The 12,892-nt window shown below is 49.6% G+C and carries 4 protein-coding genes and 1 tRNA gene; all 5 read left to right on the top strand.

All coding sequences use genetic code 11. From position 1 onward, the window contains the following. The first annotated feature begins 13 nt into the window (after positions 1–13). The 5 genes from K4H96_RS02035 to secY2 all read left to right on the top strand — a co-directional run bounded on the left by K4H96_RS02035 (position 14) and on the right by secY2 (position 12,888). Positions 14–101, top strand: a tRNA-Ser gene (locus K4H96_RS02035). Between the two features lie 210 nt (positions 102–311). Beyond that, positions 312–7,043 (top strand): accessory Sec-dependent serine-rich glycoprotein adhesin, encoded by a 6,732-nt coding sequence (locus K4H96_RS02030; RefSeq protein ID WP_227956350.1) that lies wholly within the window; start codon positions 312–314, stop codon positions 7,041–7,043. 343 nt (positions 7,044–7,386) lie between these two features. Then, positions 7,387–10,611, top strand: coding sequence for an SP_1767 family glycosyltransferase (locus K4H96_RS02025; RefSeq protein WP_223336680.1), 3,225 nt, complete (start codon positions 7,387–7,389; stop codon positions 10,609–10,611). Positions 10,612–10,627: 16 nt separating this feature from the next. After that, positions 10,628–11,632 (top strand): sugar transferase, encoded by a 1,005-nt coding sequence (locus K4H96_RS02020; protein WP_002895938.1) that lies wholly within the window; start codon positions 10,628–10,630, stop codon positions 11,630–11,632. 32 nt (positions 11,633–11,664) lie between these two features. Beyond that, positions 11,665–12,888: an accessory Sec system protein translocase subunit SecY2 gene (secY2, locus tag K4H96_RS02015; protein ID WP_223336681.1), complete on the top strand. Its 1,224-nt coding sequence runs from the start codon at positions 11,665–11,667 to the stop codon at positions 12,886–12,888. Positions 12,889–12,892 lie beyond the last annotated feature (4 nt).

The following is a 12,892-nucleotide window of genomic DNA, read 5'->3' as shown; positions in this document are numbered from 1 at the left end:
CTTTCTCTTTTGTGGAAGATTACTCAAGAGGCTTAAGAGGCTGTGTTGGAAACGCAGTAGGCGTGTAAAAGCGTGCGTGGGTTCGAATCCCATGTCTTCCGTCATAAGTTGCAAGAAACGCTGTTTGGCGTTTTTTCTATTTGTAAAAGAGGCATGAAAGTAAGGTGATTCTTTTTGAAAATGAGTTTTTTGGAAATGCTTGAAAACAATTTCAGCAAAAAAAATAAGTAATTTATTGTTCATTTTATATAATAGTGTGGTAAAATGGGATTAATGGATTTTTAAAAAGGATATAAATTAAAGGGAGAATTATGTTTTTTAAACGTCAAAAAGGTAAGTACCACGAAGTAGAGCGTGTGACTCGTTTTAAGCTGATTAAATCGGGTAAGCATTGGCTCCGTGCTGCGACATCACAGTTCGGCCTTTTTAGATCAATGAAGGGGGGAGGCCTTTCATCGATCGAGCTCAAGGTAACGGAAGAACAAGTTACCGATAAGAAGAGCGGCATAGACTTTTTGAGAGGCATTGTCGCCACGGGGGCTGTGCTGGGTGGAGCTGTTGTGACAAGCGCAACTGTCCATGCAGAAGAAGGTCAGGCTCTGGAAAAGGTCATTGATACGACAGACGTTTTAGCGACACGTGGTGAAACAGTTTTAGGAGAAGAAAGCAGTGCTACTGAAGCAGCAACTGCAACGGCAAGCTCACATACTGAGTCAGAGTCTGTATCAGATACATCCTCAGCCAGTGCCAGTGCTTCTGTCAGTGCATCTATCTCTGCCAGCATCTCAGCTTCAGAGTCAATGTCACAGTCTAGCTCTGCCTCTATCAGTGCCAGCACATCTCAAGCAGTCTCAGATTCCTTAAGTGTATCTGAGTCTCTTTCAGTGTCTTCAAGTACGTCTGATTCAGTGAGTGCATCTCAGCTAGCATCGACCTCAGCTAGCTCCAAGTCAGAATCCACTGTAAACAGTCAAAGCGCTTCATCTGAAACCAATAGGTCTTCGACTAATAATGGCTCAGCTAGTACCTCAAGTGAAACTGCCCGTGTTCGGAAACGTCGAGCTACAGATACAACCCCGCCTACCATTACAGTTCCAAGTGATATTATTGCATATCGTGGTGAGGAGTTTGAATTTTATTTTGAAATCACAGATGATAGCGGTCAAGTTAAAAATATAGAATTAAGTACTTTTGGTAAACCACTGGGTTTTGATTGGTTAAAATATTCAGAGGATAATTTCAATATACCTGGCAATGCCACTTCGGATAATCCCTTGAGAGTTAGAGCATATGGTACAGTTCCACTAACTGAACCGATTCCCGCTGATAAAAACAAGGCTCAGTTTACTCGGACTATTAGGGCTTGGGATGCTGCTGGTAATGTCTCTTCAAATTTTACTTTTGTAATTAAATATAGGGCGCAAACTGATAAATATGATCCTGCTGATCCGTCGGTAACTTATGTAAATAGTCTTTCCAACTTATCACCAACTGAGAAAAATGCTGTAGAAGCGGCAGTAAGAGCAGCCAATCCTGAGATTCCAGCAGCTGCGAGAATTACCGTTTCTGCAAACGGAACGGTTACCATTACTTATCCTGACAAATCTACAGATACTATTCCTGCGAATAGAGTAGTAAAAGATCTTGCATCAAGTCGTTCAGCTTTAACATCAGCTTCGACATCCGCATCGACCAGTGCTTCGGTGTCTGCTAGTACATCGGCGTCCACAAGTGCGTCAGTGTCAGCAAGTACATCAGCTTCAACTAGCGCGTCAGTATCAGCAAGTACGTCCGCTTCAACTAGCGCATCCGTATCTGCAAGTACGTCCGCGTCGACGAGTGAGTCAGTGTCAGCAAGTACATCAGCTTCAACGAGTGCGTCCGTAAGCGCAAGTACGTCCGCCTCAACGAGCGCGTCAGTAAGCGCAAGTACGTCGGCTTCAACCAGTGCGTCAGTAAGCGCAAGTACGTCGGCTTCAACCAGTGCGTCCGTAAGCGCAAGTACGTCCGCCTCCACGAGCGCGTCAGTAAGTGCCAGCACATCAGCATCAACGAGTGCATCCGTAAGTGCAAGTACGTCCGCATCGACCAGTGCATCTGTAAGTGCAAGTACGTCAGCATCAACGAGTGCCTCTGTATCAGCAAGTACGTCCGCGTCGACTAGTGCAAGCACCTCGGCGTCGACCAGTGCGTCAGTAAGTGCAAGTACGTCAGCATCAACGAGTGCCTCTGTCTCAGCAAGTACGTCCGCGTCCACCAGTGCATCGGTAAGTGCAAGTACGTCCGCGTCCACCAGTGCGTCGGTAAGTGCCAGCACGTCTGCGTCGACAAGCGCGTCAGTAAGTGCAAGTACCTCAGCCTCCACGAGCGCGTCAGTATCTGCAAGCACCTCCGCGTCAACGAGTGCTTCAGTGAGCGCAAGTACGTCAGCCTCCACAAGTGCTTCCGTAAGTGCAAGTACGTCTGCTTCAACTAGCGCATCCGTTTCAGCAAGTACCTCAGCGTCCGCAAGTGCAAGTACCTCAGCGTCGACAAGCGCATCCGTAAGTGCAAGCACGTCCGCTTCAACGAGCGCGTCAGTAAGTGCAAGTACGTCAGCCTCCACAAGTGCGTCCGTAAGTGCAAGTACGTCTGCTTCAACAAGCGCATCCGTGAGCGCAAGTACGTCAGCCTCCACAAGTGCATCTGTATCTGCAAGCACCTCGGCTTCAACGAGTGCGTCCGTAAGTGCAAGTACCTCAGCGTCGACAAGCGCATCCGTAAGTGCAAGCACGTCCGCTTCAACGAGCGCGTCAGTAAGTGCAAGTACGTCAGCCTCCACAAGTGCGTCCGTAAGTGCAAGTACGTCTGCTTCAACAAGCGCATCCGTGAGCGCAAGTACGTCAGCCTCCACAAGTGCTTCAGTGAGTGCAAGCACATCAGCCTCAACCAGTGCATCCGTATCTGCAAGCACGTCCGCGTCCACGAGCGCGTCCGTTTCAGCAAGTACGTCCGCGTCGACCAGTGCATCCGTATCTGCAAGCACGTCCGCTTCAACGAGTGCATCTGTGAGTGCAAGCACGTCCGCTTCAACGAGCGCGTCAATGAGTGCAAGTACATCGGCATCTACAAGTGCATCTGTATCCGCAAGTACGTCTGCTTCAACGAGTGCGTCAGTGAGTGCAAGTACGTCCGCGTCCACCAGTGCATCCGTAAGTGCAAGTACCTCAGCGTCGACGAGTGCATCAGTAAGTGCAAGTACGTCTGCTTCAACGAGTGCATCTGTATCCGCAAGTACGTCAGCCTCAACGAGTGCGTCAGTGAGTGCAAGTACCTCAGCATCGACCAGTGCGTCAGTGAGTGCGAGTACGTCAGCCTCAACGAGTGCATCAGTTTCAGCAAGTACGTCTGCCTCCACGAGCGCGTCCGTGAGCGCAAGCACGTCCGCGTCCACGAGCGCATCAGTATCTGCCAGCACGTCCGCGTCAACAAGCGCATCCGTAAGTGCAAGTACCTCAGCGTCAACGAGTGCATCAGTTTCAGCAAGTACGTCCGCGTCGACGAGCGCGTCAGTGAGCGCAAGTACGTCAGCTTCAACGAGTGCCTCAGTAAGTGCAAGTACCTCAGCCTCGACAAGTGCTTCAGTGAGCGCAAGCACATCGGCTTCAACGAGCGCGTCAGTCAGTGCAAGTACCTCAGCGTCCACGAGCGCATCTGTGAGTGCAAGTACGTCAGCCTCAACGAGCGCATCCGTTTCAGCAAGTACGTCTGCTTCAACGAGTGCGTCAGTGAGTGCAAGTACGTCCGCGTCCACCAGTGCATCCGTAAGTGCAAGTACGTCCGCGTCCACCAGTGCATCCGTAAGTGCAAGTACCTCAGCGTCGACGAGTGCATCAGTAAGTGCAAGTACGTCTGCTTCAACGAGTGCATCTGTATCCGCAAGTACGTCAGCCTCAACGAGTGCGTCAGTGAGTGCGAGTACGTCAGCCTCAACGAGTGCATCAGTTTCAGCAAGCACCTCAGCCTCAACGAGCGCGTCAGTAAGTGCAAGCACGTCCGCGTCCACCAGTGCATCCGTAAGTGCAAGTACGTCCGCGTCGACGAGTGCGTCAGTGAGTGCAAGCACGTCAGCATCGACGAGTGCGTCAGTAAGTGCAAGTACGTCCGCGTCGACGAGTGCGTCTGTGTCTGCGAGTGAATCTGCATCGACGAGCGCATCAGTGAGCGCAAGTACGTCCGCGTCGACGAGTGCGTCAGTGAGTGCAAGCACGTCAGCATCGACGAGTGCGTCTGTAAGCGCAAGTACCTCAGCGTCCACTAGCGCATCTGTGAGTGCAAGTACGTCAGCCTCAACGAGCGCATCAGTGAGTGCAAGTACGTCCGCGTCGACCAGTGCGTCAGTAAGCGCCAGCACGTCCGCGTCGACCAGTGCGTCCGTTTCAGCAAGTACGTCCGCTTCAACCAGTGCGTCCGTTTCAGCAAGTACGTCCGCATCGACGAGCGCATCAGTGAGTGCAAGCACGTCCGCGTCCACCAGTGCATCAGTATCAGCAAGCACATCTGCGTCCGCAAGCGCGTCAGTATCTGCAAGTACGTCTGCATCAACGAGTGCGTCAGTAAGTGCAAGTACGTCCGCGTCGACGAGTGCGTCTGTGTCTGCGAGTGAATCTGCATCGACGAGCGCATCAGTGAGCGCAAGTACGTCCGCGTCGACGAGTGCGTCAGTAAGTGCAAGTACGTCCGCGTCGACCAGTGCATCCGTATCTGCAAGCACGTCAGCCTCAACCAGTGCATCCGTATCTGCAAGCACGTCCGCGTCGACAAGTGCGTCCGTTTCAGCAAGTACGTCCGCGTCGACCAGTGCGTCAGTAAGCGCCAGCACGTCCGCTTCAACGAGTGCATCTGTGAGTGCAAGCACGTCCGCTTCAACTAGCGCGTCAGTAAGTGCAAGTACGTCCGCGTCGACCAGTGCATCCGTATCTGCAAGCACGTCAGCCTCAACCAGTGCATCCGTATCTGCAAGCACCTCAGCGTCAACCAGCGCCTCAGTAAGTGCAAGTACGTCCGCGTCGACCAGTGCATCCGTATCTGCAAGCACGTCCGCTTCAACGAGTGCATCTGTGAGTGCAAGCACCTCGGCGTCCACGAGCGCGTCGGTAAGTGCAAGTACGTCCGCTTCAACGAGTGCGTCCGTGAGTGCAAGCACCTCAGCGTCCACGAGCGCGTCAGTCAGCGCAAGTACGTCCGCATCAACTAGCTCATCTGCGAAAGCAAGTGAATCTGCATCTACTAGCGCCTCAGTAAGCGCAAGTACCTCAGCTTCAACAAGTGCCTCAGTAAGCGCAAGTACCTCGGCGTCTACTAGCGCGTCAGTTTCAGCCAGCACCTCCGCGTCCACGAGTGCATCTGTGAGTGCAAGCACCTCAGCGTCTACTAGCGCGTCAGTCAGCGCCAGCACGTCCGCGTCCACGAGCGCGTCTGTAAGCGCAAGTACCTCAGCATCGACGAGTGCGTCTGTAAGCGCAAGTACCTCAGCGTCCACTAGCGCATCTGTGAGTGCAAGTACGTCAGCCTCAACGAGCGCATCAGTGAGTGCAAGTACGTCCGCGTCGACAAGTGCGTCAGTAAGCGCCAGCACGTCCGCGTCCACGAGCGCGTCAGTAAGTGCAAGTACGTCCGCTTCAACGAGTGCGTCAGTGAGTGCAAGCACCTCCGCGTCCACGAGCGCGTCTGTATCTGCGAGTGCGTCAGCGTCGACGAGTGCGTCAGTGAGTGCAAGTACGTCCGCGTCCACAAGCGCAAGTACGTCCTCATCGACAAGTGCCTCTGTATCCGCAAGTACGTCAGCCTCAACGAGTGCGTCAGTTTCAGCAAGTACGTCAGCCTCAACGAGTGCGTCGGTAAGTGCAAGTGAGTCAGCTTCAACTAGCTCATCTGCGAAAGCGAGTGAGTCCGCATCGACGAGTGCATCAGTAAGCGCAAGCACGTCCGCATCGACAAGTGCGTCGGTATCCGCAAGTACGTCAGCCTCAACGAGTGCGTCAGTTTCAGCAAGTACCTCAGCGTCCACGAGCGCCTCCGTAAGCGCAAGTGAATCAGCTTCGACTAGCGCGTCAGTGAGTGCAAGCACATCCGCGTCCACGAGCGCCTCTGTATCTGCCAGCACGTCTGCGTCCACCAGCGCGTCCGTGAGTGCAAGTGAGTCAGCTTCAACTAGCTCATCTGCAAAAGCGAGTGAATCAGCTTCCACGAGTGCATCTGTATCTGCCAGCACGTCTGCGTCCACCAGCGCGTCAGTAAGTGCAAGTGAGTCCGCCTCAACGAGCACCTCTGTAAGCGCAAGCGAGTCTGCGTCGACGAGTGCCTCTGTATCTGTGAGTGAATCAGCATCGACGAGCGCATCCGTAAGTACAAGTACGTCTGCGTCTACCAGCGCGTCTGTATCTGCGAGTGAATCTGCATCGAGCAGTGCATCCGTAAGTGCCAGCATGTCCACCTCAACGAGTGCATCTGTATCTGCGAGCGAATCAGCTTCAACCAGCGCATCAGCGTCAGCAAGTGAATCCACTTCAGTACGGGCATCTGCTTTAGCGTTGGCAAGTATATCCGCTTCAGTAAGTGCTTCAGAATCCGCAAGTACTTCGGCTAGCCTGTCTGGTTCGGAAAGTGCTTCGATTAGCGATTCTCAGTCAATAAGTGAGTCTACCTCAGTAAGCACCAGCACCTCAGTCTTGCATAGTCAGCTGGATCTGGTTCATGAGAAGGAATTCTATTCACTCAGCCTTTCTACCAGCGAGTCACTGTCAGCAGCAGTCAGCCTTAGTGAGCTTGCCCGTGTCAGTCAGTCTGTATCGGAAAGCCTGTCTACGAGCCTGTCAGCTAGTCAGAGCACATCTGAAAGCCTGTCCGCTTCAGCAAGACAGTCTGAGCTGGATCTGATTTCCAGAGGCCGTCTGCCTCAGACAGGGGAAACGGAGAGCAAGGCTTCCATCCTGGCTCTGGGCTTAGGAGCGTTGGGCTTGGCCTTCAAGAGACGTAAAAAGAAAAGCGACTCTGAGGAGTAGCAGTAAATAGAGCCAATCAGTTTATCTTTTAGTCCGTCAAAAGTCCACTCTGTTAGTGAGCTGCGGAAGTAATGGATAGAGCAATTCGTAAAGAAATAGTTTGATTATTTCTGGAGCTTGGTTCCTAAAATCCTAGACTAGGAAATAGTAAAAGAAACCGAGAGGCAATAGAAACAGGAAGTTTTGACAACTTCCTGTTTTTTTGACAATTTAGTAGAAAAAAAGTGTTCTTTATTCTGCAGGAAAGTCCTTGAGAATATAGATTTTTTGGACAATATTTTATATAATATCAAGTATAGAGATGATGTTTTAGAGTTTATGAAATGAAAGAGTAAGGGAAAAAATGAAAACGATTGTTTTGGTTGGGGACCAGGCCTATCAAGAGCAAGTTTCGACTGCAATTAAGTCGATTTTATATTACAATAAAAATGTAAAAATCTATGTTTTCAATCAGGGATTGAGCGACGAATGGTTTCGTGATTTTAATGAGCTGGCTGAGCAGCTGGATAGTGAGTTGGTCAATATCAGCTTGGACCAAGTGACTATCAGTCCAGAGTGGCTGACTCAGGACCATATCAGTTCAGCAGCCTATGCTCGCTATTTCATTCCGCAGTTTGTAGCAGAGGAGCGGGTCCTTTATCTGGACAGTGATATGGTGGTCAATAGAGATTTGCAGCTTTTATTTGATATTCCTCTGGAGGGCAAGCTTGTGGCTGCGGTTGGAGATGCTGGTGGTTATGGATTTAACTCTGGAGTTCTGCTAATTGATAATCGAGCATGGAAAGAAAAGCAGCTGCAGGAGACCTTTATCGAGGAAACGGACCGCATCATGGGCTTGGTCCAGTCTGGCCAGATGGAGGATTTCAACGGCGATCAGACGGTTTTAAATCATGTGCTGGCTCAGGACTGGCTGCCCCTGGATAAGATTTACAATCTGCAGGTAGGCCATGACTTGGTGGCCTTTTACAGCGGCTGGAATGGTCATTTTGAGCTAGATCAGGAACCTTTGATTATCCACTATACGACCTTCCGCAAGCCATGGAACTCGGAAGTTAGCTATCGCTATCGTCAGCTTTGGTGGGACTTTCAGGCCTTGAGCTTGGCGGAGATTTCAGCCCATCATCGGGGAGAGTTTGAGATGCAAGACCGTTGGGAGAAGGCAGCTCTGAACTGCATGCTCCTGACAGATGTACAGGAGCTGGAGCAGATAGAGTTTTTAGCCCAGTCCCTGCCTAACGTTCATTTTTATATAGCCTGTTACACAGATATGGGAGATTATCTGCGTTCTTTGGATCGCTATGAAAATATTCATCTCTATCCCCAGGTTATTCATGCAGTACTGGATGAGCTCATTGATAAGTGTCAGGTCTATTTGGATATTCACCATGGGAACGAGCACTATGAACTGAGCCGTCGTTTCAAGGCACTTAGCAAGCCGGTTCTGGCTTTTGACAATACTAAGAAAAATGAAAAGGAAGAACTGGTCTATCCCCATGAGCACCCTCAGGAGATGGTGATAAAGCTGCGCAGTCTGATGAAAAAAGAGAAGCCGCAAGCCTTTCGAGCTGTGGTGTTGGCGGCTAATGCTGCCTATAGTGAGCAGGTCTTAACCACCATTAAGTCCATCGTTTGCCACAATCGCTTTATCAAGTTTTATGTCATCAATAGTGACTTTCCGACAGAGTGGTTTATCAGCATGCAAAAAAAACTGGCCAAGCTGGACTGCCAAATCGTCAATGCTCGGGTGGATGGCAGTCATATTAGTCAATATAAGACAAATATCCATTATTCAGTTTTTTTGAGATATTTTACGGCTACTTTTGTAGAGGAAGATCAAGCTCTTTATTTGGATTGCGATATTGTAGTAACACGTGATTTATCGGAAATTTTTGCAGTCGATTTAGGTTCCTATCCGCTTGGAGCGGTAAGAGATCTGGGTGGAGAAGTTTACTTTGGCGAACAGATTTTTAATTCAGGTGTTTTACTGATTAATGTGAACTACTGGAGAGAAAACGATATTGCGGGTCAATTGATTGAGATGACTGATAACTTACATGATAAAGTTACTCAGGATGATCAAAGCATTCTCAATATGCTCTTTGAAAACCGCTGGCTGGAGCTGCCTTTTGCTTATAACTGCATTACGCTACACACGACCTTTTCGGACTATGAACCTGAAAAAGGTCTCTATCCGCCTGTGATTCACTATCTGACCGAGCGCAAGCCTTGGAAAGAGTATACCCAGTCTATCTATCGTGAGGTCTGGTGGTTCTATCAGGGACTGGATTGGTCGGATATGCAGGAGCCTGTCGGAGCCCTGACTCAAAAGATGGTGGAAGGTGAAAGGGGCTCAAGTCTGTCCTGCCTAGTCTACACCTACTCTTGTGACCTGATGCATATCAACTATCTGATTCAATCCCTGCCTGCCTGTCATTTCTACATCGCTGCACCGGTAGTGGTAGCAGAGCCAATCACGCGTCTGCTCCAGTATCCTAATGTCAGCGTCAGTTCAGATATTGCGGGCATTCCGGCTCTCTTGGAGTCGCTGGAAACCAAGTCTCAGCTGTTGCTGGATATCAATGCTGGTGATGAGGTAGGGGACATTATTGCTCGCTTTAAGTCTGCCGGCAAGCCAGTCTTTGCCTTTGATAGTATAGTCCATGGCCAGCAGGGGCAGGAAGTCTTTCCAGCTGATAATCCTGAAGCCATGGTGCAGGCTATTGAGAAACTAGCCTTGGCCGAGCCTGAGGAGCGGCAGATTTCTGTACTCTCTATTGACCAATCGCTGGATTATCTCTTGGAGAAAGGTGCTTCAGTGGTTCGTTTTGGAGATGGGGAGATGGATTTGATTGCGGGCCGTAGTATCGTCTATCAAGACTTTGATCCAGAGCTGTCATCACGCTTGAGAGAGATTATGTCTATGGAAAGCAATGAGCGTTTGATGATTTGTCTGCCCGATGTCTTTACAGGGCTAGAGCGCTATTCCATCGATGCCCAGAATTTCTGGAGTCTAAATCATTTGCCACATTTTCTTGAGAAATATAAAAATATTTGCCGAGCACCTTGGTATGGATCGACCTTTATTTCCCGTCCTTATATTGACTTGGAAGATAAGACGCCGTCTGCGGGCTATTTTGCAAAGCTTAAGCAGCTTTGGCAGGACAAGGATCTCTTGATCGTAGAGGGCTTGACTTCCCGCTCTGGTGTGGGCAATGACCTCTTTGATGGGGCTAAATCCATCAAGCGGATTATCTGTCCTTCGCGCAATGCTTACAGCAAGCTGGAGGCGATTAAGCAGGCTGTTCGAGAGCATGCGGATAATCGTCTGATTTTGACCATGCTGGGTCCGACGGCCAAGGTCTTGGTCTATGATCTGGTTCAGGAAGGTTATCGAGCGCTGGATATTGGGCATATTGACTCAGAGTATGAATGGTTCCAGATGGGAGCTAGCCACAAGGTCAAGCTGTCGCACAAGCATACGGCTGAGCACAACTTTGATCAGGATATTGAGTTTAGAGACGACCAAGCTTATGACAGTCAGATTGTTGCCAATCTGGCTCAGGAATGAAGATTAGAAAAAGAATATGAAAGTTAATATTACCAATCTATACGGTATGTCTGGCCAGAGTACGGCTTTGATTGCCCAGAATGATGTGACCAAGCTAGCCAAGCAGCTGGGCTTCAATGAACTGAGTTTTTATTTTTACGATATTTACAGCGATAGCCAGTCGGAGCTCAGTCGTCGTCTGGACGGTATCATGGCTAGTGTGGGCTATGGCGATGTGGTTATCTATCAGTCGCCGACTTGGAATGGCCGGGAGTTTGACCAGGCCTTTATCAGCAAACTGAAGATTTTGCAGGCTAAGCTGATTACCTTTATCCATGATGTGCCGCCGCTGATGTTCCCGTCAAACTACTATCTGATGCCGGAGTATATCGATATGTACAATCAGTCAGATGTAGTCATCGTTCCTTCTGAGCAGATGCGGGACAAACTTCTGGCAGAGGGGCTGACTGTGGACAAGATTTTGGTCCAGCGCATGTGGGATCATCCCTATGATCTGCCCCTGCACCAGCCTCAGTTTGCACCTAAGCTGTATTTTGCCGGAAGTGTGGAGCGTTTTCCACATCTGATTAATTGGTCTTATGCAACGCCACTGGAGATTTTTTCGCCTGAGGAAGAATCAAATCCAGAGGCCAATGTCAGCTATCGCGGCTGGGTCAGCCGGCCAGAATTGCTCTTGGAGCTGTCCAAGGGCGGTCTGGGTCTGGTCTGGGGTGTTGAGGAAAATCCAGCAGACGAGCCGGAATACTACGGTCTCAATATCTCTCATAAGTCTGCCACTTATCTGGCAGCTGGGATTCCGGTCATCGTCCCTTCTTACCTGTCCAATGCAGAGCTGATCCGCGAGCGCGGTCTGGGCTTTGTTGTAGATAGTCTGGAAGAGGCCAGTCGGATTGTTGAAAATCTGACTGCAGAGGAATATCAGGCTATGGTCGAGCGGGTTAGAAAATTCTCTTTCCTGCTCAAGGAAGGTTATTTTAGCAAAAAAGTCTTAGTAGATGCGGTGATGGAAGTCTTATCTTAGAGCTTTTCCAGCCATCGTCATGAGGAGTCAGTGTGAAGTCATTTTTTAAATCGGTCATTATCAAGAAGTTTCTGTGGACCTTATTTTTCTTATTTATCTATGTCTTGGGAACCAAGCTGACCCTGCCTTTCGTCGATATGAGTAAGGCAGCTGCCATGGACGGAACCTCTACGACCTTGAACTATGCGACAGCCCTGATGGGGGGGAATCTGCGCAGTATGTCGCTCTTTTCTGTCGGCTTGTCTCCTTGGATGTCCTCTATGCTGATCTGGCAGATGTTTGCTGTGTCCAAGCGCCTAGGCTTGAGTAAGCTCCCTCTGGAAGTGCAGGAAAGGCGGCGGATGCTGCTGACCTTGGTCATTGCCTTGATTCAGTCAGTAGCGCTGGTCCTAAATCTGCCATTGCAAGAAGCAGGTGGGGTGGATATGACTACGATTATGGTCTTAGATACCTTGGTCTTGATGGCTGGGACTTACTTTCTCATCTGGCTGACGGATTTGAATGCTGCCATGGGACTTGGCGGCTCCATCATGATTGTCATGGCCAGCATGATTGCCTACATTCCGCAGGATATTTGGAACTCCATTCAGGAGCTGAAGATTTCTTCACTTTGGCTGGCCTTGATGCTGGTTTTCAGTCTAGTCTTTCTCTATCTGGCTGTTACAGTTGAACGGTCCAAGTACCGAATTCCAGTCAATAAGATCAATATCCATAACCGTTTCAAGAAATACTCTTATCTGGATATTCGTCTGAATCCTGCTGGTGGGATGCCGATTATGTACGCTATGACCTTGGTCAGCATTCCCCAGTATTTCCTTTTGATAATCCACTTTCTCCAGCCGGACAACCAGTTGATTGACCATTGGATAGAAGCACTGTCTATGGGAAGTCCAGCTTGGTTTATCCTCTATCTGCTGACTATTTTCATCCTGGCACTGGCCTTCGCCTTTATCAATATCAGTGGCGACCAGATTGCTGAGCGGATGCAGAAGAGTGGAGAGTATATTGAAAATGTTTATCCGGGAGGAGCAACCCGCCGGTATATCAATGGTTTGGTGACCTATTTTGCACTAGTGGGGGCTTTCTATCTTATCCTGATTTCTGGTCTGCCTATGATAGTGGTACTTCTGGACATTCGCTATCTGCGGCTCAGCATGATTCCGGGGATTTTTATGATTTTTATCGGGATGGTCTTTTCTATTAAGGACGAGGTAGATGCCTTGACGCTTAATGACCGTTATCGTTCATTGTTGTAGGAGA

It is taken from the genome of Streptococcus sanguinis, from assembly GCF_020729765.1.
Lineage (GTDB): Bacteria > Bacillota > Bacilli > Lactobacillales > Streptococcaceae > Streptococcus > Streptococcus sanguinis_Q.
Note: the sequence above shows the minus strand (reverse complement) of the source record. Positions and strands in the feature narration are given on the sequence as shown.